This window comes from Arthrobacter cheniae (assembly GCF_003602275.1).
In the GTDB taxonomy this organism is placed as follows: domain Bacteria; phylum Actinomycetota; class Actinomycetes; order Actinomycetales; family Micrococcaceae; genus Arthrobacter_D; species Arthrobacter_D cheniae.
Genome location: NZ_QZVT01000007.1, coordinates 12,094 through 33,538, shown reverse-complemented (window position 1 = coordinate 33,538; position 21,445 = coordinate 12,094). Strand labels below are relative to the sequence as shown.

The 21,445-nt window shown below is 67.3% G+C and carries 24 protein-coding genes; 9 read left to right on the top strand and 15 right to left on the bottom strand.

The genetic code is table 11. The features are described 5' to 3' along the window. Nucleotides 1-4: 4 nt before the first annotated feature. Nucleotides 5-715, bottom strand: a complete 711-nt coding sequence (locus D6T63_RS13510) for a GAF and ANTAR domain-containing protein (protein WP_182977007.1) — start codon at nt 713-715, stop codon at nt 5-7. Between the two features lie 125 nt (nt 716-840). Continuing rightward, entirely contained in the window at nt 841-1,740 is a 900-nt protein-coding gene (locus D6T63_RS13505; RefSeq protein WP_120149586.1) for a transposase, read from the bottom strand. A 258-nt stretch (nt 1,741-1,998) separates the two neighbouring features. On the opposite strand from D6T63_RS13505, the gene D6T63_RS13500 reads away from it, so the two are divergent. Together D6T63_RS13500 and D6T63_RS19250 are read left to right on the top strand one after the other, a co-directional pair. Next, nucleotides 1,999-2,808 carry a hemerythrin domain-containing protein gene (locus D6T63_RS13500; RefSeq protein ID WP_120149585.1) on the top strand — a complete coding sequence of 270 codons (810 nt, stop codon included), beginning with the start codon at nt 1,999-2,001 and terminating at the stop codon, nt 2,806-2,808. 159 nt (nt 2,809-2,967) lie between these two features. Beyond that, entirely contained in the window at nt 2,968-3,123 is a 156-nt protein-coding gene (locus D6T63_RS19250) for a hypothetical protein (protein ID WP_182977006.1), read from the top strand. Here D6T63_RS19250 and D6T63_RS13495 read toward each other — a convergent pair. Further along, complete coding sequence (locus D6T63_RS13495; RefSeq protein ID WP_120149584.1) at nt 3,120-3,347, bottom strand: hypothetical protein; 228 nt, start codon at nt 3,345-3,347, stop codon at nt 3,120-3,122. The two genes, D6T63_RS19250 and D6T63_RS13495, sit on opposite strands and share 4 nt — an antisense overlap. Before the next feature lie 147 nt (nt 3,348-3,494). Next, nucleotides 3,495-3,941, bottom strand: a complete 447-nt coding sequence (locus D6T63_RS13490) for a hypothetical protein (protein ID WP_120149583.1) — start codon at nt 3,939-3,941, stop codon at nt 3,495-3,497. A gap of 83 nt (nt 3,942-4,024) precedes the next feature. Here D6T63_RS13490 and D6T63_RS13485 point away from each other — a divergent pair, with 83 nt between their 5' ends. Then, nucleotides 4,025-4,837, top strand: a complete 813-nt coding sequence (locus D6T63_RS13485) for an SDR family oxidoreductase (RefSeq protein WP_120149582.1) — start codon at nt 4,025-4,027, stop codon at nt 4,835-4,837. Between the two features lie 15 nt (nt 4,838-4,852). On the opposite strand, the gene D6T63_RS13480 is transcribed toward D6T63_RS13485, so the two are convergent. The 4 genes from D6T63_RS13480 to D6T63_RS13465 form a co-directional block, all read right to left on the bottom strand. After that, on the bottom strand, nt 4,853-5,815 hold the full coding sequence (locus tag D6T63_RS13480) for a carbohydrate ABC transporter permease (protein ID WP_235830751.1): 963 nt from the start codon (nt 5,813-5,815) through the stop codon (nt 4,853-4,855). A 30-nt stretch (nt 5,816-5,845) separates the two neighbouring features. Continuing rightward, on the bottom strand, nt 5,846-6,814 hold the full coding sequence (locus D6T63_RS13475) for a carbohydrate ABC transporter permease (RefSeq protein WP_120149581.1): 969 nt from the start codon (nt 6,812-6,814) through the stop codon (nt 5,846-5,848). Beyond that, a complete protein-coding gene (locus D6T63_RS13470) occupies nt 6,814-8,124 on the bottom strand; it encodes an ABC transporter substrate-binding protein (protein WP_120149580.1) in 1,311 nt (436 codons plus the stop codon). The genes D6T63_RS13475 and D6T63_RS13470 overlap by 1 nt, the downstream gene beginning before the upstream one ends. 182 nt (nt 8,125-8,306) lie before the next feature. Further along, nucleotides 8,307-9,281: an aldo/keto reductase gene (locus D6T63_RS13465; RefSeq protein WP_120149579.1), complete on the bottom strand. Its 975-nt coding sequence runs from the start codon at nt 9,279-9,281 to the stop codon at nt 8,307-8,309. Between the two features lie 144 nt (nt 9,282-9,425). Here D6T63_RS13465 and D6T63_RS13460 point away from each other — a divergent pair, with 144 nt between their 5' ends. Together D6T63_RS13460 and D6T63_RS13455 are read left to right on the top strand one after the other, a co-directional pair. Further along, complete coding sequence (locus D6T63_RS13460; RefSeq protein WP_182977005.1) at nt 9,426-10,766, top strand: AI-2E family transporter; 1,341 nt, start codon at nt 9,426-9,428, stop codon at nt 10,764-10,766. Continuing rightward, complete coding sequence (locus D6T63_RS13455; protein ID WP_120149577.1) at nt 10,759-11,736, top strand: D-2-hydroxyacid dehydrogenase; 978 nt, start codon at nt 10,759-10,761, stop codon at nt 11,734-11,736. Before D6T63_RS13460 ends, D6T63_RS13455 begins: the two co-directional genes overlap by 8 nt. On the opposite strand, the gene D6T63_RS13450 is transcribed toward D6T63_RS13455, so the two are convergent. Then, nucleotides 11,709-12,386: an NAD-dependent epimerase/dehydratase family protein gene (locus tag D6T63_RS13450; RefSeq protein WP_328588677.1), complete on the bottom strand. Its 678-nt coding sequence runs from the start codon at nt 12,384-12,386 to the stop codon at nt 11,709-11,711. The genes D6T63_RS13455 and D6T63_RS13450 overlap by 28 nt on opposite strands. After that, nucleotides 12,338-12,688, bottom strand: a complete 351-nt coding sequence (locus D6T63_RS20125) for a Rossmann-fold NAD(P)-binding domain-containing protein (protein WP_328588676.1) — start codon at nt 12,686-12,688, stop codon at nt 12,338-12,340. Before D6T63_RS20125 ends, D6T63_RS13450 begins: the two co-directional genes overlap by 49 nt. Nucleotides 12,689-12,825: 137 nt before the next feature. Here D6T63_RS20125 and D6T63_RS13445 point away from each other — a divergent pair, with 137 nt between their 5' ends. Continuing rightward, nucleotides 12,826-13,527, top strand: a complete 702-nt coding sequence (locus D6T63_RS13445; protein WP_120149576.1) for a TetR/AcrR family transcriptional regulator — start codon at nt 12,826-12,828, stop codon at nt 13,525-13,527. An 87-nt stretch (nt 13,528-13,614) separates the two neighbouring features. Further along, a complete protein-coding gene (locus tag D6T63_RS13440) occupies nt 13,615-14,874 on the top strand; it encodes a glycosyltransferase 87 family protein (protein ID WP_120149575.1) in 1,260 nt (419 codons plus the stop codon). On the opposite strand, the gene D6T63_RS13435 is transcribed toward D6T63_RS13440, so the two are convergent. Next, nucleotides 14,861-15,706, bottom strand: a complete 846-nt coding sequence (locus D6T63_RS13435; protein ID WP_120149720.1) for an SDR family oxidoreductase — start codon at nt 15,704-15,706, stop codon at nt 14,861-14,863. The genes D6T63_RS13440 and D6T63_RS13435 overlap by 14 nt on opposite strands. A 370-nt stretch (nt 15,707-16,076) precedes the next feature. Then, entirely contained in the window at nt 16,077-16,919 is an 843-nt protein-coding gene (locus tag D6T63_RS13430) for a universal stress protein (protein WP_120149574.1), read from the bottom strand. A 660-nt stretch (nt 16,920-17,579) separates the two neighbouring features. Between D6T63_RS13430 and D6T63_RS13425 the strand changes: the two genes are divergently transcribed. After that, nucleotides 17,580-17,918 (top strand): hypothetical protein, encoded by a 339-nt coding sequence (locus D6T63_RS13425; RefSeq protein ID WP_120149573.1) that lies wholly within the window; start codon nt 17,580-17,582, stop codon nt 17,916-17,918. A gap of 374 nt (nt 17,919-18,292) precedes the next feature. Here the strand turns inward: D6T63_RS13425 and D6T63_RS13420 are convergent, their stop codons facing one another. From D6T63_RS13420 to D6T63_RS13410, 3 genes are all read right to left on the bottom strand, one after another. Further along, nucleotides 18,293-18,865, bottom strand: a complete 573-nt coding sequence (locus tag D6T63_RS13420) for a hypothetical protein (protein ID WP_120149572.1) — start codon at nt 18,863-18,865, stop codon at nt 18,293-18,295. A gap of 306 nt (nt 18,866-19,171) precedes the next feature. Then, the gene (locus D6T63_RS13415) at nt 19,172-19,423 is read right to left on the bottom strand and encodes an antitoxin (RefSeq protein ID WP_120149571.1); all 252 of its coding nucleotides are present in this window, start codon (nt 19,421-19,423) and stop codon (nt 19,172-19,174) included. Between the two features lie 101 nt (nt 19,424-19,524). Further along, nucleotides 19,525-20,427: a DNA/RNA non-specific endonuclease gene (locus tag D6T63_RS13410; protein WP_120149570.1), complete on the bottom strand. Its 903-nt coding sequence runs from the start codon at nt 20,425-20,427 to the stop codon at nt 19,525-19,527. A 392-nt stretch (nt 20,428-20,819) separates the two neighbouring features. Between D6T63_RS13410 and D6T63_RS13405 the strand changes: the two genes are divergently transcribed. After that, the gene (locus D6T63_RS13405) at nt 20,820-21,404 is read left to right on the top strand and encodes a TetR/AcrR family transcriptional regulator (RefSeq protein WP_120149569.1); all 585 of its coding nucleotides are present in this window, start codon (nt 20,820-20,822) and stop codon (nt 21,402-21,404) included. Nucleotides 21,405-21,445: the final 41 nt, after the last annotated feature.

Sequence of the window (21,445 nt, the reverse complement as noted above, 5' to 3'; positions counted from 1 at the left end):
CGCATCAGGGTTGCTGCGTGGCCGATTCCACCACTCGCTCTGCCACCAGCCTGAGTTTCATGTTGCGGCTACTGGAAGCGCGCTGCAGGATCGCGAGGGCCTCGGACTGCGAGCACTTGTTCTGGAACATGATGATGCCCACTGCCGTGTTGATGGTCTGGCGCGAGGCCAGGGCCGCCTCGAGGTTGAGCCGCTCGTCATCCGCCGATGCCGCTCGGACCGTGAACCTGATCGACGACGAGGCGGCTTCCGCAAGCGCCCGGGCGGCACTGATGCTGGCCGGATCGAAGGCGTCGAGCCGTGAGGAGTAGATGTTCAGAGCGGCGCGGCCACTGTCCTCGAGGGAGAACGGGACACCGAGGATGGACCGGATGCGCTGGGTATCGAGTCTCGAGAGATAGGCGGGCCAGCGCGCGTCCGTCGACGTATCCGGGCAATAGACGGCCTCGAGCGTCTGGGCGGCCTGCACGCAGGGGCCCTCGTGGAAGCGGCTCTGGAACTCGTCGGCAGCACGCGCGACGTCGTCGCTGGCGGCCAGTGTGCCCGCCTTCTTGCGCCGGACGAGGGTGATGGCGCAGGAGACGTCGCCGGTCGTCGACAGGCGGCGCGCGGCCATGACGGCGAAGTCGTCGAGGAACTCCTGCAGGCCGGCCGTCTCGGTGAGGAGCGCGAACAGTTCGTCATTGACGTCGCTCAGTATTTCCTGCTCGGTCACAGTTCCCCCTGCATCGCGGATTCCGCTGCTTTCCGACATATCTTACGCCGTCGACGCCGCCCCGGTGCAGTGGAATCCCTGTTCCGGCCTCGCTGGGACTTCCCTGGCCGACGGGCCGAGCCGACCTAGGCCAACAACTCATCGAATGCCGTCCGTGCACTCCGTTCGGCCCTCTCGGCCTCCTCGATGCTCCGCTCAGCGGCGAGCCTCTCCGCTTCATGACGCGCTGCTTCCGCTTCGAGGTCGGCCAGTTCCCGCCGCAGGGCGTCGAGCCGCTCCTCGAGGTCCTCGACGGACGCCACCAGGCCGTCGCGGCGCACGCTGAGTCTCCGCGCGGCCCGCTCTGTCGTGGCCGCCGCCTCCTGTGCGTCGGTCAGAGCGTCCCGCGCGGCGTCGAGCCGGGCCTGGGCCTTCTGGCGGTCCGCGGCCGAGGGCTTCCTGCCCGCCGACTGCGGGGCCGAGGGTCTCTTCTCGGACGGGGAGCCGTCGTCGTCCCCGTCGTCATCCGGCGCCGGGGGTGTGAAGGGGCCCGCGACGGCATCCTCGAGGTCCACGGCGTCCCAGCCGGAGGCTTCCAGCGTCCTCACGAGCCGGCCCGTGAGCACCGCGGCCGCCGCGGCCGGATCCGCAAGGGCCGCCCTGAGGGTCTGCTCCACGCCGGGCAGGGCTGCGGGTCCGACGTCGTGCCCTGCCTCGGCTGCCGCGTCCAGGGACTGGTGGGCGACGGCGGCGAGAAGCCGCTGTCGCTGCTGGCCGAGGGCATGGAGCTGTGCCCGGTCGAGGCTTGCCTGCGCCTCCTTGAGGGACGCGCCGAGCTCGAGCACCTGCTCCACCTCGTCGCGCCTGCGGGTCACCAGCATATTGACGAGCCAGGCCGCCGCCGCCGGTTTAGGGAGTCTCCGCACCGCGGCTGCAAGGTCCTTGTCGCCGTGCTGCGCTGCCTCCTTGGCCGCTGCGTTCCTCGCCCCGATGAACTCGTCGAGGGGAAGGGCGTAGAGCTCTGCTGCCCGGTCCGTCAGGTCCACGGCCGCACGTCCTTCCTCTACATCAGGATGCCCTGCCGGAGGCCTGCAACCGTTCCACAGCCGGTAGGCCTGGCCGTCTCTTCGGCGGCAAGTCCAGCCCGCTGTGAGCATCCCCGATTATAGGCACCGGCGGGAAGGCCCACCAGAGGCAAGGGTCGCTGTATCGGGCGGTCATGAAGGGGTTCAGATGGAGGAGGCGCCCGCTCACGCCCGGCGCGCGAACCGCCATCCGGAGCACCATCCAGACCAGGAGAACCCGTGTACACCTCGGTTGCAGACCAGACCACCGACCAGCTCGGCGGACCGCTCAGCGTCCTCGTACGGCAGAAGCGCGACCACGTGAAGCTCAACGCGCTGATCGAACGGCTACGGGGGACAACGGGCGAGGACCAGGCCGGGGTGCTGCTCGACATTTACCGCCTGGTCTTCCCGCACGCCTTCGCAGAGGAATCCGTGCTGTGGCCCGTCATGCGCAGGGTCCTGCCCGACGGCGGCGAGCTCACCCTCGAGGTGGAGCGCGAACACCAGGAGGTCAACGAACTGGTGACGAAGCTCGAGGGGCTTGATGACGGCTCTCCCGAGCGCGCCGATGTTCTCGGCCGGTTGACGGAGGTGCTCGACGACGACGTCCGGGACGAGGAGGACGCCCTGTTCCCGCGGCTCCAGGCGAGGGTCTCCCGGCGTGAGCTCCAGGTGCTGGGCGTGCTCTGGGAACTGGTGCGGCGAGTCGCTCCCACGCGAGCCCACCCCGTGGTGGCGCGGAGGCCTCCCGGCAACGTGGTGGCCGCTTTGCCGCTGTCGGTGCTCGACAGGGGGCGCGACGCCGTCGACCTCGCGATCCTCTCGGCTCCCGGGAACCTGGTGCCGGTGCTGCACCGGGTCAGCTCGGCGCTCGCGAAGGCCTCACATGCTGTCGAACTGCTGCCGATCATGCGGACAGGAGAAGACCCGTCGACCCGCTCCGTCGCCGGCACACCGCCCTTTCCCTGGGGAACGGCGGTCCTGGCCATCGCGGCAGCCGGGCTGATCGGAGCCGAAGCCCTGAGAGCGGTGAGGCGGAACGGCTAGACCCTGTCCCGCCGCCCGTCCAGTTCCGCGTGGTTCACGGCCTGTGGATGGCGCCGGCAGCCCGGGCGGTATGTACTGGGCTAAGCGCCCTCCGGCTGCCGGCCCAATCCCGGTCCTGCCTCCGCCGGCCGGGCCCGAAGCGAAGAGAGGACGTACCCGATGGAAGCTCGATGCCCCAGCTGCGGTTCCGCCCTGATCGAACTGGGCGAGGACCAGTGGCCGGCCGAGGGGCCGGTGCCGCCGGGAACGCTCGCCGTGTTCCAGTGCGAGGAGAACCACCGCATCACGGTCGGGGAGACGCAGGTCTCGGCCTAGGAGCCTTCGGCGTCGCTGATGATGCGTGTGAGCTCGTCCCGCAGGGCGCGTGCTTCGTCGACGGTGATCTCGAGCCGCTGATCCTGTTCCACCCAGCCGATGCCGACCATCGGTCTGCTCTCTGTGTCCGCCGTGTGGGACAAGCCCACGGCGAGTGCACGGCCGCCTGTCCTCGTCACGTCACCGACGATCAGTTCGCCGCCGTCGTCCTCTGCAACTGCCATGGTTCCTCCTCGATCCCGTCCGCCGGTCCTTTCCATGCTAGGCACGGCGGCGATGACCGTGTCCAGCACTTCCGGGCCGGGTGCGGGGCTCCGGCGGCAGCCCGAGGCGGCACGGGGACTACCCGACCCCGGCCGGGGGCACGGGGATCACCCGGCGTGCGCAGGCCGCACCGCGAGATTCGGGTGGAGCAACTGGAAGCCTTCGTCCGCCAGGTCGTTGCGGTCGATGTCGTCCGGCAGGAGCGCGGCCGTGACCCTGCTGTCCCGGATGGTCGCACCCGCCTCGCCCGCCGTGAGCGGGGCGCATTCGAGCCCCACCCCGATGCCTTCCTCGATCAGCAGGCAAACGGTGTCCGCGGTGCCGTTCCCTTCCACAGGCCTTGCCGCGAAGTATTCGACGCCGTCGCGCTCGGCCAGGAACCGGGTGGAGGCGAGGTCTATGCCGTCGAGGTCCGTCTGAATGGTCAGGACGTCCTGATCGGTCTGGTCCCGGTCCAGGACGCCGAGTACCGGGCCGGCACAGCCGGCCAGCCCGAGGACGGCCAGGCACACCCCGGCGGCCAGGATGCGGGAGCGGGCGGCCAGACAGTGCATGACATTCCTCAGGGGTCGGGAGGTGCTGGAAAGCGACGAGCGGTCATTTCCAGCCTAGCGAAGCACCGACCTAGGCTGGGCCCATGGATTCCACCTGTCCCCTGACCGGGCGCGCCTTCGTGGTCACCGGAGTGAGCCGCCGCAAGGGCATCGGCTACGCGATCGCCTCCCGTCTCGCCGGTATGGGCGCCTCCCTGTACCTCCATCACTTCGCCCCGCACGACGCCGAGCAGCCGTGGGGTGGGGACAGCATCGACGACGTCGTCGAAGGTGTCCGCGGACGTCTCCGCGAGGGTGCCTCGCTCGACCACGGGAGCATCGACCTCGGGCAGCCCGACGGTGGCGAACTGCTGATCGCCGATGCCCGCGCAGCTCTCGGACACCTCGACGGACTCGTCTGCAACCACGCCAAGAGCGGAGGGGACGGACGGCTGGACGACATCTCCTGGGAGAACCTCGATGCGCACTGGCAGGTCAACACGCGCTCGACCATCCTTGCGACGAAGCACTTCGCCCACCAGCACGACGGGCGGGAGGGCGGACGCGTCATCTGGATGACCTCCGGGCAGGTGACAGGTCCGATGTCATCGGAGATCGCCTACGCAGCCTCGAAGGCGGCCCTCGCGGGACTGACAGCCTCCGTTGCCGATCACCTCGTGGAGCGGGGGATCGTGCTCAACACCGTCAACCCAGGACCGGTGAACACGGGCTATCTCGATGCTGACACCGCAGACCGACCACCCGAGATCCTCCGGGATGTCCTGGCGCACTTCCCCGGCGGCCGCTTCGGCGAACCGGACGACCCCGCGCGCCTCATCGCCTGGCTGCTGACCGACGAGGGCCGCTGGATGGTGGGCCAGGTCCTGAGTACCGAGGGAGGCTTTCGCAGGTGGTGACACCAGCCGCGTCGATTAGCGGATACCGCTGCGTGCCAGCCCCTGCACGAAGTACTTCTGGAACGCGAGGAACATGATGATGATCGGCGTGATGGAGATCAGGGCCAGGGCCATGATGGCGCCGTAGTCGGCACCGTACTGGCCCCGCAGGTAAAGCAGCCCGATGGGCAGCGTGAACAGCTGGCTGTCCTTGAGCGCGATCAGCGGCCAGGCGAAATCGTTCCACTGATACATGACGGTGAGCAGCACGAGGACGGCGATCAGGGGTTTGCACAGCGGCAGGATGATCTGCAGGAAGATCCGGACGGGACCGGCCCCGTCCACCTTCGCCGCCTCGATCAGCTCGTCCGGGATAGCGATGATGAACTGGCGGGCCAGGAAGATCCCGAACGCCGAGGCTGCCGAGGGAAGGATTACGGCCCAGAACGTGCCGTAGATGCCGAGCTGGGTCACGAGGCGGAACTGCGCGACCATCAGCACCTGGACGGGGATCATCATGGTGCTCAGGACCATCAGGAAGATGGCGCCCTTGCCGCGGAAATCGAGCTTGGCGAATGCGTAGCCGGCCAGGAGGTTCACCGTGACAGTGAGGACCGTGACGATCGCCGTGATGACCACGGAGTTACCGAACCACGTGGCGGTGGGAAAGCTGCCGAACACGGTGCGGAAGTTGTCGAGCGTCCACGAGGACGGCCAGATGCGCAGCTCCCGGCTGAAGACGTCGGCGTTCGGCGAGAAGGCGAGCGTGACCATCCAGTAGAGCGGGAACATCATGACGATGCCCACGACGACGGCGGTCATGAGGCGGGCGATGGCCGACGCCCGTTGCGCCGGTGATACGCGCTTGACGCGCGGCACGAAGCCGCCGGTTCCGTTGCCCGACCCGGTGCCGGAGCGGGAAACAGAACCTGGACGGGCGCTGCGCGACGCCGCGTCGGTTGCGGCGCCGTCGCCCGTGAGGGGTAGGGGATGAGCCATGGGGATCCTGTCCTGGTGCTCCGGGAGGGGCTATCCGGCAGTGTCGCGCGAGCGGTTGCCGCGCCACTGGATGGCCGTGAAGATGAGGGTGAGCAGGAAGATGACGATGCCGATCGCCGCCGCGTAACTCTGGTCGCGGGTGACGAAGCCGTTCTCATAGGCGTAGGTGACGAGCACAGACGTCGAGCGCCCGGGCCCGCCGCCGGTCATGACGAAGATGGTGTCGAACACCTGGAACGAGTAGATGACGTCCATGATCAGCAGGAAGAACGTGGAGGGACCCACGAGGGGCACAGTCAGGTAGCGGAACTGCTGCCAGGAGCTCGCTCCCTCGAGGCGGGCGGCTTCGTAGAGCTCGGGGGAGATGCCCTGCAGCCCGGCGAGGTAGATGACCATGTTGAAGCCCACACGGATCCACAGGGTCACCAGGACGATCGAGGCGAAGGCGGCGGAGCCCTGGGACTGCCACGGTATTCCGCCGAGGCCGCCTTCGCGCAGGAGCTTGTTGACGATGCCCGTCGCCTCGTCGAACAGCAGCACTCCCATGAGTGCGGTGGCGACTCCCGAGATTACCATCGGCAGGTAGATGAGGGTGCGGAACAGCTTCCGCCCAGGGAGCACCGAGTTCATGAGGACCGCGAGGCCCAGGCCGAGTGCCAGGCTCAGGGGAACCGTGATGAGCGTGAACACCGCCGTGTTGAGCGCCGACTGCCAGAACGTGGGGTCGGTGGCGAGTCGCTGGTAGTTCTCGAGGCCCACCCACCCGCTGGCGCCGAAACCGTTCGACTCCTGGAAGCTGATCAGGAAGGCCCAGCCCAGCGGCAGGAAGAGGAAGATGCCGAGCAGGATCAGGTTCGGCCCGAGGAAGCCGTAGGAAGTCAGCGTGGCGAGCTGGCGGTGGGACGGTTTCCCCGACCTCACGGCGTACGTGTCCGCCGGGGACGGCGGGGGGCCGGTACAGTCGGTCGACTCCTCGCGGGCGGAGGTGTCGGCAGACATCAGCCGGCTGCCTCATCGACGGCGGCGGCAATGTTCGCCAGGGTCCGGTCCACCGGTTGGCCCTGCGTGAACGCTGCCTCGAGCTCGTCGCGGAGCTTCGGGTTGATCGCGGCCATGGCAGGCGAGGTGAGCTGTTGGACGTCGGACGGCTCGAGCGTGGTGGCCTGCTCCACGAAGATCCCTGCGATGTCTGGCCGCGTCTGGTAATCGAGTTCGGTGGTTACGAGGCTGTTCAGGGTAGGGAGCTCCATGGCGCGGGCGCAGAAGTCCGACATCTGATCCGGCTGCGTCATGAACTTCAGGAACTCGGCCGCCAGGTCGGGGTTGCGGGCGTTCTTCGTGGCCACGAGGGCGTTGCCGCCGAGATCGCACGCACCCCGTTCGTCGCGGGGCAGGTACGTGGCGCTCCACTCGAAGTCCGTGATCGCCTCGTCCAGACTCGGAAGGACGAAGTTCCCGACGAAGGCCATCGCAGTGGTACCGGCGGAGAACGCGCCGTCGGCGTACGTCGAGGACTTCACCGAGCTACTCGGCGGCACCAGGCCGTCGGTGAAGAAGCCCTGGGTGAAGGCGAGGGCCTTGGTGCCGGCGTCGGACTCGATGGCGGAGCCCGTGAGGTCGTCATTGAAGAGCCGTCCGCCCGCCTGGAACAGCCAGCTCAGCCAGCGGGTGGATCCGCCGAGCTGCCAGTTGTACACGAAGGGGTAGAGGTCATCGGGGAGGGAACCGCGGAGCTGCTCCGCGACCTGGCGGAACTCGTCCCAGGTCCACGCGGAGTCGAGGCTGTCCGGGACACTGCTGATCCCCGCCTGCTCGAAAAGATCCGTCCGGTAGACGAGGGCTGAGGTATCCGTCTGGTGCGGGACGCCGAAGGGCTTCCCGTCGAACTGGATGGCCTGCCACATCGCGGGCAGGAACTCCTCGCCGGCCGCTGTATCGAAGTAGCTGCTGAGGTCCAGGAGCTGGTCCTGGCTGCTGTAGGCGCCGATGGTTCCGTAGTCCACCCGGAAGAGGTCGGGAGCCGTGTCGGACTGCAGTTGCGCGTCGATGTTCTGAAAGATCTGCTCGTAGGGCACGAGGTTGAGCTCCACCTTGGTGCCGGAATTCGCGGCCTCGAACGCGGCGATCCCTCGCTTGAAGCCCTCCTCCTCGGCCGGGCTGCCCCAGGTGGTGAAGGTCAGGGTGTTCTCGTCGCCGCCGCCCTCACCGTCGCTGTTGCCACCACCCGAGAATCCGGCGCAGCCGTTCAGTGCTGCAGCGGCTGCGAGGAAGCCCGCTCCGCCGAGGATCTGTCGTCTGGAAATGGTCATCGTGATGCCTTCCGAGTGAGGATGGTCACAACGTACAGCACACGTCCGGCTCGAGCGCAGCAGTTGAAGTGCCGCAGCCGCTGCGTTATAAGCCCGGATCCTGGGAGAGGCTCACGGCGCACCGGTCCGGTAGAAGGCCACCCGGCCACCGGCGTGAAAGGCGAACCGCGTGAGCGCCACTGTCAGAACCCGACGATCGCGTGGGGCACGTAGTGCTCCTCGAGGGCGCGCACCTCGTCCTCGGACAGGTCCAGTTCGAGCGAGGCGAGGGCGTCCTCGAGGTGATGCGGTTTGCCCACGCCGACGATCGGCGCGGACACGACGGGGTTGCGTGATACCCAGGCGAGGGCCACCTGGGCCCGCGTCACCCCACGGGAGTCGGCCACGGCGCCGACGGCATCCGAGACGCGGCGGTCCGAGTCGAAGGTGCCGTAGAGGGTCTTCCCGAACTGGTCCGACCCGGAGCGCGACGTGGTCTCGTCCCACGGACGCGCGAGCTTGCCGCGCGCGAGGGGACTCCACGGCAGGACGCCGATGCCCTGGTCCGCGCACAGACCGTACATCTCGCGCTCCTCCTCGCGATTGATCAGGTTGTAGTGGTCCTGCATGGTCACGAAGCGGGTCCAGCCGTTGATGCGCTGCAGGTACAGCGCCTTCGAGAACTGCCACGCATACATCGAGGACGCACCGAGGTAGCGGACCTTCCCCGCCTTCACGACGTCGTGCAGGGCCTCGAGGGTCTCCTCCAGCGGCGTCGCCGGATCGAACCGGTGGATCTGGTAGAGGTCCACGTAGTCGGTGCCGAGCCGACGGAGGCTGTTGTCCAGTTCCGCCATGATCGCCTTGCGGGACAGCCCGGCGCCGTTGGGTCCCTCGTGCATGCGCCCATGGACCTTCGTGGCGATCACGGTGTCCTCGCGGCGCGTGAACTCGGCCAGCGCGCGCCCGACGATCTCCTCACTCGAGCCGTCCGAGTAGACGTTCGCCGTGTCAAAGAAGTTGATCCCGGCGTCCACGGCGGCCTTGATGAGCGGCCGGCTCTCCTCCTCCGGCAGGGTCCATGCATGGTTGCCGCGATCCGGCGTGCCATAGCTCATGCAACCGAGGGCGAGAGGGGAGATGTCGAGGCCTGTGGATCCGAGTTTCACGTAACGCATGGGTCACCTTTGCTGGCGTCGGGGGTTTCCTCCCACCCTAGTCCGGGCCGCCTGCACGGACGAGGGAGGCGAGGGGCCGGTGCAAGGAGTGCCGTCGTCCGCCACGTCCTGCCCGCGCGCTCGCGACTAGGGCAGGATGGCTACGTGACAGACGCAGATTCCACCAGCACGGACGCCACCAGCACGGACGCCACCACGCCTGACTCCCGTAGCCCGGCCCGGCGGCGGTGGAGGCCTACGCCCGTGGCCCGTGTGCGCGAGTCGCACGGGTCCTCCGTCGCGCGGCGCTTCCGGCCGCACGCCTTCGCCGACGGCCTGAAGGTGAGCGCGGCGTGGACGGGCCGGAGCATCATCGTCCTCGCGGGACTGGTGGTCCTCTGGTACCTGACGAAGGCGCTCTGGTCCATCGTCCTGCCCACGCTCCTCGCCCTGCTGCTCGCCTCGGTGCTCTGGCCGGTGAACCGGTTCCTGCGGCGCGCACTCCCGAAGGTCCTAGCCGCCGTGGTGACGCTCCTCGGATTCATCGGGGTCGTCGTGGGGATCGGTGCACTGACCATCCCGGCGATAGGGAGCGGGATCACGGAGCTTTCGGGCCTTGCCCGGGACAACGTGGCCGATCTTGCCGAGTTCGCGGCCGGTCCGCCGCTGAACTTCGAGGCGGCGAACCTCGACACCATCGTGGACACGGCCCTCGCGCAGCTCCAGGCCAATGTCGGCAACGTCGTCTCCGGTATCACCACGGGCCTGAGCGGACTGACCTCGGGCACCGTCGTCGTGCTGCTGGCCCTCGTCTTCACGTTCTTCTGCCTGAAGGACGGCGACCGCTTCATGCCGTGGGCGTCGCGGTGGACGAACTCCACCGCCTACGGGCACGCCTCCATGATCGCCGGCGGAACCTGGAAGGCGCTCTCCTCCTACATCCTCGCGCAGGCCGCCGTGGCCTTCGTCGACGCCGTCTTCATCGGACTGGGCCTGGCACTGATGGACATCCCGCTCGCCTTCCCGCTGGCCGTCCTCGTCTTCTTCTCGGCGTTCATCCCGGTGGTCGGGGCCATCGTGTCCGGCCTCGTCGCGACGCTCGTCGCCTTCCTCGCCTACGGCTGGGTGAGTGCGCTCGCCGTGCTGGGGCTCGTGGTCCTGGTGCAGCAGCTCGAGAGCAATTTCATCCAGCCCCTGCTCGTGGGACGGACCCTCGAGATCCACCCTGCCGTCGTGCTGGCATCCGTCACGGCCGGCGGCACGCTGTTCGGCATCATCGGCGCTTTCCTCGCGGTCCCGACGACGGCTGTCGCGATCGTGGTGCTGCGGTACCTGCGCGACCAGTCGATCGAGAACAGACCGGAGACCGGTGTCGCTTCGGGTGATCCGGACGCGGTACCGGCCAGTGTGCGGGCCGGTGGCACTCCGAACGGATCTCCGCCCGACGACGCCGCGGTGCCCGAGGCAGGGCCGGTAGGCCACCGCACGGAGCAGCCCGGTGCCTAGGCGTCCCGTGGTCGCGGTGCTGGAGGGAACCCGTGCCGTGCGCGGCCTCGAGCGCGTCGCCGGGCTCGCCGAGGTACGCATCACCCGTGCGCCCGACCTCGGTCAGGCTCTCGCCGGTGCCGACGTGCTCTACCTGTGGGACTACTTCTCCGGCGCCCTCCCCGCGGCGTGGCACGCGGCCGGGTCGCTGCGCTGGCTGCACGTCGCGGCGGCCGGCGTCGACAAGCTCCTGTTCCCCGAACTGGTGGCCTCCGACGTCGTCGTGACCAACGCGCACGGCATCTTCGACCAGCCGATGGCCGAGTACGTGCTCGGCGCGATGCTGCACGCCGCGAAGGGCTTCGGTCCCCTGCGGGACCAGCAGTACGAGGGCCTGTGGGGCTGGCGCGAGGGCAGGAACATCGCCGGCACCAGGGCCCTCGTCGTCGGGACGGGCAGTATCGGCCGCCACACGGCCCGGTTGCTGCGAGCCGTCGGCGTGCACGTCGAGGGTGCCGGACGCACCCCCAGGGAGCACGACGACGACTTCGGGCGGGTGCACGCGTCGGCGGACCTGGCGGGCGTGGTCGGTGATGTCGACTGGCTGATCCTCGTGGCGCCACTGACCCCGGCCACCGAGAACCTCGTGGACGCACGTGTCATCGACGCCCTTCCATCCTCTGCGGTCCTCATCAACGCGGGCCGCGGCCGGCTCGTGGACGAGGAAGCCCTCGTGCGCAGCCTGACCGGCAGGAGGCTCGCCGGCGCCGTGCTCGATACGTTCGTCGTCGAGCCGTTGCCTCCCGGACATCCCCTGTGGTCACTGCCATCGGTGCTGGTGACACCGCACATGGCGAGCAACGCCGACTCCTGGCTCGATGACCTCGCCGCGCAGTTCGAGCGGAACTTCCTGCTGTGGATGGCGGGGGAGCCGCTGCCGGGCGTCGTCGACAAGGCGCTGGGCTATGTCCCGTCCGGCACCAGCCGCTGATCAGACACGGCGTTGGCCTGAGCCGTGGCCAGCTCGGCCCGCCACCACCGGACCGTCCGGGTGACGGCCTCGTCCAAGGGCGTCGGAGTCAGTGTCAGGAGTGCCTCGGAGGCGGAGGAGTCCATGACGAACGGGCGTTCGAACTGGTAGGCGAGTTCCGCGAGTTCGCGCATGGAGGGCAGGACCAGGCCGAGGGCCCGCACCAGCCAGCCCGGCATGCCGGTGAGCCTGGGTGCAACCACGCCGGCGTCCTCGGCAAGGGCCGACACGAGGGCGCGCTGGGACAGGGCCGGAAGCGTCGGAGCGTGCAGGACGCGGTTCGACGTCCGCGGTAGATGCGTGGCGGCGATCATGGCAGCGGCCAGATCGGGGATGTAGGTGAAGGAGTGGGGTGCGTCGGGGCTGCCGATGAGCTGGATCGGCGATCCCTTCAGGACTGCCGGCACCATGCGGTCGCCGGCGTGCGCTGTCCTGACCCGGGGGCCGTAGAAGTCGGATGCAACCACGGAGATCGTGTCGGTGGGTGATGCCGCCCGCGCGGCGAGCAGCTGCGTGCGGACTCCGCGCTTGCCGCCGTCGGCGGACCGTTCGCTGTCCTCGGTCATGATGGCGTCCGGGCGGCTGTAGGAGTAGAGGCTCTCAGGGAACACGACGACGGCGCCCTCCCGGTGTCGGCCTCGAGGACCACGGCTTCCGCCGCCAGGAGTTCGCGCTGCCAGGCGGCCGCGCTGTAGGCGCTGCCGTGGATGCAGTGGAAGATCGCGGCCGCTCCCTGCACGGCGAAGGCAAGGGCCACGGGGTCGGAGGCGTCGATGCGCAGCTTCTCGATATCGGGATGGTCCGGCCCGGTGCCGGACCGGGTCAGGATGCGCACGGTATTGCCGCTCTGCGCAAGCTGCTCGGCGACGGTCCAGCCGACGGGTCCTGCTCCTGTGACGACGTAGAGGGTCATGATGGTGCCTTTCGGTGGAGGGACGGAGAAGCGAGAGCAGTGCTCTCTCGACCAACGATGACCCTCGTCCGCGCCCCTGTCAAGAGCGGTGCTCTCATAAGTTGACGGTGCTCTCACAAAGGTGCGAAAGTGGCCCCATGCCAGGAACCCCTCGGGAACGTGCCCGCGAACAGACCCTCGAGGACATCACCCGCATCGGGCGTCAGCAGCTCGTCGAGGTAGGGGCGGCCGCACTTTCTCTGCGTGCCGTCGCCCGCGAGCTGGGTGTCGTGTCGTCGGCCATCTACCGCTACGTCGCCAACCGCGACGAGCTGCTCACGCTCCTCGTCGTCGACGCCTACACGGAACTCGGGGACCAGGTGGACGCCGCCGTGGAGGCCGCCGGAGCCGGCGCCGGTGACCGTTTCACCGCGCTCGCCCTGGCCGTGCGGGCCTGGGCGGTACGCGAGCCATCACGCTATGCGCTGCTCTACGGCAGCCCCGTGCCGGGGTACGCGGCACCGGCGGAGCGGACCACCGCCCAGGGGACCCGTGTCATCACACTCCTCGCGCGCATCATGGACGACGCCTGGCAGTCAGGGGAGCTCGAAGAAGCCGGTGGAACCGTGCCGGCCGGGCTGGAGGCGGATTTCCAGGCGATCCGGGATCAGCTGTCCCTTGCTACTCCCGACACCCTGGTCGCGGCGACGGTCCAGGCGTGGTCCGCACTCTTCGGAGCCGTCTCGTTCGAGGTCTTCGGGCAATACGGTGCGGGCACCTTCGCGGATACTGATGCGCTGTTCGGGTACGCAGTGGGTCGGATCGCCCAGCAGCTGGGTCTTCGCGCGGACGGCGGCTGAGGTTCCGGCACCCGGTGGAATTGGCGTGGGCGCCGCGGGGGGTGAGAGACTTGCCGCTGCCGCCACCCCGCTGACCAGGAGCAACCCGTGCGCATCCGCCTGCCCCGTCCGGAGACCCGGAACACCGCGTCCTCGGTCTGGGTGTTCTTCGCGATCATCCACGCGGGCTTCCTCGCACGGCTGCTCCCGTTCATCATCGGTGGGGGAGTGCTCAGCGACATCCGCTTCTACCGCGAGTGGGCCTACAGTGCCCTGGACGACGGCGTCTGGGAGGGTATCGATACGGCGTGGGTCTACCCCGTGGGAGCACTCGTGCCGATGGTGCTCGCCAGCGCGTTCGGGCCCTACCTCTACCAGCTGGCCTGGTTCGTCCTCTTCGCCGGGCTGAACGCGCTCGGCACCGCGGCGCTGGTCCGGCGGGGCACCGCGTCGTCGTTCACCGCCGCCTACTGGTGGCTCTCAGCCACCGCACTCCTCGGGCCCGTCGCGGTCGGCAGGATCGACGGCCTGACGGCGCCGCTCGTCATCACCGCGCTCCTCCTGGTCGCCGCGCGTCCCTTCGTCGCGTCCCTCGTGCTGAGCGCCGCCACCTGGATGAAGGTGTGGCCGGCCGCCATCGTGCTCGCCGCGCTCGTCGTGGTCCGGCAGGGGAGGCTGCGCATCGTCGGCGCAGGTGTCGCGGTGAGCGCGGGGATCACCGTCGTGGTCGCGGTCTTCGGCGACATCCGCAACCTCACCGGCTTCCTCAGCGCGCAGGGTGCCCGGGGCATGCAGCTCGAGGCGCCGCTCAGCACGCCGGGAGTCTGGCAGGCGATCACGGGAACCTCCGGCGCCTACTTCTTCGAGGACGAGGTCATCAACACCATGGAGGTCCGGGGCGCGCTGAGCGGGCTGGTCGGGGACCTCATGACCCCGTTGCTCGTCCTGTCCGTGCTGCTGGTCGCGGCCTTCCTCGCGATCGCCCTGCACCGTGGCGCGCCGGCCGGAGCGCTGCTGGCCACGGGATCGCTGGCGCTCGTGAGCACCCTCGTGGTGTTCAACAAGGTGGGCTCCCCGCAGTTCATGCTGTGGATCACGGCGGTGATCGCCGTGGGCCTCGTGCTCGACCGCGCGTCCGAGTGGCGCTACCCGGCTTTCGCGATGCTGGCGACCGCCGCCCTGACCACCCTCGTGTACCCGATCTTCTACGACGCCCTGCGCTACGACCTCGATCCCGCCGTCGCCGTCCTGCTCACCCTGCGCAACCTGCTCGTGGTCAGCATCCTCGTCTGGTCGCTCCTGCGGCTCGGTCGGCTGACGGCTCAGGCCAAGGTCCTGCGCCCCGCCGGCCCGACTACGGGTGCCTGACGCCCGTTCCTGCCAGCACCGCCCGGTAGCCCTCCCGGTAGGTCGGGTAGGAGAAGGCGAAACCGGTGGACCGCAGCAGGCCGCTGTCCACGCGGCGGGCCCCACCCCGGCTGGACGACGTCACACCGCGCGGCGGCTCCGGCAGGTCGAGCTCGGCGGCCAGGAACTGCAGCACCTCGCCGAGGTCCACGGGTAATTCGTCACTGCCGAGGTAGATCGGAGCGGGTGCATGGACGTCCAGCACGAGGTGCACGATCGCGGCGGCGGCGTCGTCGCGATGGATGCGGTTGGTCCACTGCGGTTCGGACGGCAGGACGGCGCTTCCCCCAGTCACCTGGTCGATCAGGCGTGTGCGGCCGGGCCCGTAGATGCCGGAGAGTCGGAGGACCGTACCGCGGTCCGTCCGGCCCAGGAGCACTTCCTCGGCCTCCCTGATCAGACGAGCCGTTGGTGCGGCACTCTCCGCGGGTGTCTGTTCGGTGACCCAACCGCCGTCTGCATCGCCGTAGACCGCCGTCGAAGAGACGAAGAGGATGCGCCGGGGCGTCACGCCGTCGCGCTCGAGGGCATCCAGTACGTTGCGGGTGGCGTCGACGTACGCACTGCGGTAAGCGGCCTCGCTCCGGTCACCGGCGGCGGTCGCGATGACGACGACGTCGGTGTCCTGCGGGATCGGTGGCAGCGGCTGCGTCAAGTCGGCGGCTCTTCCCTCGATGCCTTCGGGGATGCGTCCGGGTGAGCGGCGCCATCCGATCACCCGCTCTCCGCGAGCGGCCAGCCGCAGCCCCACTTCGGTGCCCAGGTCCCCGCAGCCCGCTATCAGCACCGTCATCGCATGTCCGTCCTCACTCCACCGGCCCGTCCTGGTGGCTGGGCCCGTCCGCCAGTCTAGGTGCCTTGCGTGGTCCTGCCGCGCGGGGTGGAGATCGACCCCAGCAAACCTTTGAAGGACTAGCAGGAGGAGGTTGCTGTCCTCCAGTTCCTCGACGCGGTCCTCGATCTTGTACTTGGTGAAGATGTCACGGAGGTTGTCGGAGAACGCGTTGAAGTAGGCGAGGAGATTCTCGCGCAGGTTCTCCGCGTCACCGACCAGGGTGCCGAGGACCGAAGCTGACTTGTCCTGCTGCACAGGCCCCTCTCACACCCAGGAGCGAGTAACAGTGCGGCCTTCGACTGACCGGACACATCGCAGAAGGGGTGTATCAGCGTACGACGATGACGTTGCCCTTGGTGTGGTGCAGGACGGCGTGGACTGTGGATCCGAGTCGGGCGCCGAGAGTGTTGCGGCCTTTGGCTCCGAGCACGACGCAGGATGCGGTGCGGGCTCGTTCGATGATCGCTTTCGGTGTCGAGGTGGCCGTGGTGGTTTCCTCAGTGATGGTGAGTTTCGTGTCGGTCGGCAGCAGGTTGAAGGATTGCTGGATGATGGGGTCGCGCTCGGCGTCGACGGCGGCGTCCTTCAGGTGCCGGCGGTGAGGGAGTACGTGAAGAAGGTGGAGGGGCTGGTTCAGGGTTTCTGCCAGGTCCGCGGCTTGAAGTACTGCGCGGTCGCTTTCGGGTGATCCATCCACGGCGACCAGGACCTTGTCCTGGTCGGGCTGGTCTTCGCGCACGATCATGATCGGGCAGGATGCGCCAGCTGCCAGGTGCAGGCTGACGGACCCCACGAGCAATCCTGCGAAACCACCCAGCCCCCGGGTTCCCGTGACGAGCAACGAGGCCTCTGCCGAGAGTTTGGTCAGTACCTCGGCCGGGAAGCCGGTGAGAAGGCGTTGTGTGATCTCGAGATGGGGCGCAGCCTGTGCGGCGAGCTCGCAACCTTCAGCAAGCGACTTTTCAGCTTCGTGCTGCAAACCGCTGTCCTTGATGCCCTCCACCGGGCCGAGGTTGTGGGTGAAGAGCGGCCATGTCGAGCAGTGGACGACGAGCAGGGGGGCCTTGGTTGCTGAGGCATGCCGGGCCGCCCAACGCATGGCCCGCTGGGATCCGTCGGAGCCGTCGTATCCGACGATGACTGGTTTGGGTGAGGTGCTGCTGGTGTTCATGGTGATACTCCTATGTCGGGTTGCTGCGGTGCCGTAGTGAGATTCTCGCGTGCCGCGTCCGATAACAGCTAGGTACCCCTAGTGTGCGCCCTGTCTCTTCAGTGCACTGTCCGGCGGGTAGTGCGGCGGGCTGTCGAGCGCAAGGATGACCGCACCCAGACCACACTTAGAGCGCACGTTGAGCGGAGGTAAGGATGGACCTCTTAGTCAACAGGACAACAACCGGTGGTGCCTCAGATCAGGAGTGTTCCGCGGTGGGGTCACCCCCGGAGCTGTCGCCGGCCTGGTTCTCCGCGAGCAGTTGATCGCCATCACCAATCGCCTCGGTCAAACGCCGGCCTGATCAAGCCCAGGATCAACAGCTCGGGCTCGTTCATGATTGTCACCCGAGTTGGATCTTTTGTTGCTGTCCGCCGGAGAGCTTATCCAACAGTTTCAGCCGCCAGCCAAGTGGAAGGACTCTGTTCAGACCTACAGCCGGGCCGAGCTGGCAGAGAAGTACGGTAAAGGCCACAAGGCACCACCGGCAGGATCTTTCCCAGATGAGTGAAGGCCCAGCGGACTACGTGAATGGGGGAAACACGTAGGCGGCCGGACCTTCCCCATAGTTGTACCCCGGGCGAACCTTTTCCAGCCAATCGGAGCATGAGGAGTCGCACAATGAGGAACCCGCCCTACGCCGGCCCGAATGACACCGGTGATTTCGACGGCCTCACGCCCGATGAGGCCAGGATGCTCAACTCTTATCGGCTCCTTGGTGACTGTTTTGAGTTGTCCGATGACGAGGACATGTTTGGGCGGGGGTGGCTCATCGAGGGATGGCGTGATCTCCTGGAGGGCCACCAGGTAAAGCTCGAGCGCGCGGAACGCGAGATGGTGGCCGCTGTCAGACTCGCCCGCAATGAGAGCGGGGCCTGGGATGAGATTGCGACGGTGCTGCAGCTGCCTTCGCGTGAAGTCCGGGTACGCCTCGACCAGCCCATACCAGAGCGTGGATAGGCCCGCCCTGGCGCAGTGCTGTATCTGCCGCGCCACCACCAAACTTCTTGATGAGGGTCAGCCCCTACCCAAGGGCTGGGTGTACCGGACGATTACCGTCGACGTCGGCCGCTACTACTGCCCCGTACACGCCCACCGAGCCTAGTCACCGTCCGCGCTCTGAGTGGTCCTCTCGCTTCGCTCCAGCCAAAATAGGCCAGGCTGTTCCTTCGTCGCATCCGGTCCTGATCTGTCTACGACGTTCTGCCGTGAACCGTGAACCGCGAACCGTGAACCGTGAGCCGGCTAGCGGGACAGGGCTGTCGAGAAGCCAGATCGGCTTGTCCGCATTTGTCGGGAAGAGCCGCACGAATGTCCCGAAGCGAGGAGCTTGATCAGGCACCCGCGGGAAATGCACCCTCGGAATTCCGGGACTTGAACGGGCCGGCCACCTCGAGGACGGCTCTCTCGTACGCGCTGCCGAAACTGACCTGGGTGATGTCCTTCAGACGAAGCTTCACATCGAAGTCCTCCCACTGGCAGTCGGTGTCGATCGTGCGCAGCCACAGACTCTTCTTCCGCCACTGAGCGACGAAGCCGATCAGCAGCTTCTGGGGATGCTTCTCCTCGCAGGCAATGGAGGCCACGGTCGACACGGAGGTCGACACGATGACAGTGCGGGTATCGGTCAGATCGATTCCTGGCGGCGCCGTCGGCGGCCACACGTTGTGGCGGGTCAGGTAGTCGGCGAAGAGTGGCTTGTGCCAGGCACGGATGATCTCTGCCCGGCGAACGACGTCGTAGCCGTCGAGTATGACGGCATCGTTGAGGTTGGCAAAGAGCGCCCACTCGTCGCTCAGTGCAAGGACGACGCCCTGCTGGGTCTCGTGCCGTTCAACTGATCGGCGTATGGCGACAGGGGTGGCGTCGGACATCGACTGCCGAAGCACCCGGTCGATCCTCTTCATTCGACTCTTTTTCACTCATCGAACGGTACAGGTCCGGTGCAGTGGCGTCGCCAGAGGGGAACAGAGTCGATTGTCATCCGACCCAAGGTTCATCAAATAAATGGCTCCCAGGACCACACGGAACTGTCCGCCGCCAGCACCAACCGAGTGCCGGCGCAGCGACGCACACGGCGGGCCGGCCGGGCGACCCAGCTGACGATGGAGGAGAAGGAAGGCTTCGCCGATGCCAAAGACGCTGAATGAGGCTTCGATCCTGATTCAGCCAAGACCGACCGCTGGTGGCGCGACGAGCAGGTCCGACTGGTGTTACTTGGGACGGTAGGTCGGATCGATACTGCTGGTGCCACCGGGGCCGTTCTTCCTGGCGACACTGTCGATAGCCTTGGCCGCTTTCGACTGGACTCCGGTGATCTGGTGCGAGTACTTCCCGTGAGTTCTCTTGTTGGCGAAGTCACCAGCCTTGACGATGCCGTTCATCACCTTGCCCGGATTGTTGCGGATCAGGCTGATGGCCTTCGCCGCGAGGGCGCCCCTGCTTCGTCCACTGAACAAGCCCATGTGTGACTCCTATCGGTTGAGGAAGACGCTGCTCGTCTCCTGAGCGATCCAGCATAGGTGGGCGTGATGAAGGAAGTATGAGAACCCTCGGACCGTCCTGCTTAGTCCTTGAGCTCGAAGTCCAGGTCCAGGCACTCCGGGCTGATGAGTTCGCGCCAGGCAGAGGTTATCGAGGCGCTGCGCAGCGCGGAGGCAATCGGCATGCGGTCCACCGCGATCAGTTGCGACAATTCCAGTCCGGTCAGTTCGGCGATGTCCCCGATGGGCACCTGGAACGTCCTGAACGGCCCGAGCGGGGGAGCATCTCCATCATCGATTGCTCCTGGTTGCGGTACGTCCGGCAGGTCTGTCAGCTGAGGTGTTTGGTCCACCACGTAGCCGGTCGCGGCCAGGGAGCCTGCCAGGAGGAACACGGCGACCTTGAAGAATTTCAGCGGGATTTCCACGCCGCGGTACACGGGGTCGATGTCGCTGAAGATGGGGCCGGTGAAGACGATCAGCCGACAGCCGTTGTCCGCGGCATTCTCCACCAGATACGATTCCAGGCCCAGCCAGAGATCCAGGCCCTGGTTGAACTTCGCCGCCTGCGGTGCGGCGTTCGTGTAGTAGAAGGTGTTTTCGTTCGCTTGCGCGGCCTCGTCGCGGGTGTCACCCCAGACGGCTGAGGCACGGCGTAGCAGGTGGCCGCGGTCGATGTCGTTGCGTGCGTAGACCCGTTCCCCGGTCTGCTGGTCCTCGGGCAACCGTGGATCCAGTCTCCAGTCGATGCCGTCCCGGTCCAGGCCCATGAGCTTCGCACCATCGATCCCAAGGGCTGTGACGGCGGCCAGGCGCTTGTCGGGGCGCATCAGGACCGAGAAGTGGGTGTACGGGAGTAGGACCGTCTCAATGCCGTCCAGCGACGGTACGGGCACATGCTCGCCCAGGAACTGCTCGTCGAAGCCGGACCGGCCGGAGAGGTCAGCGGCGACGGCAGTGTGTTGTTCAGGTAGAAGAGCATCCATCGGGGCGACGGTACCAGCATCAGATGACAGCCCAATGAACCCGTGCACCCTGACCGGCCCGGCTGTTAGTGCGGCGCCGCTGCCGTTCAAGGAGCACATTGTTCTGAAAGGGTTGGAGCTCGAATCGTGAGTGTGGGGCAGATGTCGACATGGGTGTGCGCTCCATCCTCCGCAAGCCACCATCGAGAAGTTGCCTCGATAGGCAAGTAGGTGGCGCCGGCACGTGGGTCCGCCCAGAGGCAGGCCGTTGGTGCCGGCGCCGCGAAGCAGGGTTCAATCCCTTCTTCGCTGGCTGACTGTTGGGGGAACAATCAGGGTGCCGAGCTTATTCCACATACAGACCGGTCTGTCTACCCTAAGCTGGGTTATGAATATCGCCTGCGAGGAGTTCCATGGAGACAGCAGTGCAAGCCCAGACTGGTGCGCGAGAGCGCATCCTGACCAGTTCCTATGACCTGTTTTTAGCTCGGGGGGTCCGGGCGGTCGGTGTCAACGAGATCATCGCTGCCGCTGGCGTTGCCAAGGCCTCGTTCTACAGTCACTTCCCGTCCAAGGACGACCTCGTCCTGGCCTTCTTCGAGCGACGTGAAAGCGTGTTCACGGTCGGCTACCTCACTGCGGAGTCCCAACGCCGGGCGGATACGCCGCGGGATCAGTTGATGGCGATCTTCGAGATCTTCGACGAGTGGTTCCACACCCCGGGCTTCACCGGGTGCCCCTACATCAGGGCGCTGCTCGAGAACGGCCCGGGACAGCCGCTTGGTGCGGCGAGCCTCGCATATATCGAGGAAACCCGGACCAATGTCAGGGACGCCGCGACCCTCATGGGCCTCACTGACCCTGATGATTTCGCGTACTGCTGGCTGGTCATCCTGCAGGGGGCCATCGTTTCCGGCGTTGGCATCGACCCGGATAGCGCCGCCAGGATCAGGACGCTCGGCGAAATGCTCATCTCCCTGCACACGCCTGCCCTATGAGTCGGGGAGTGTGGCTGCGACGAGCAGTGCAGCCATCCGAG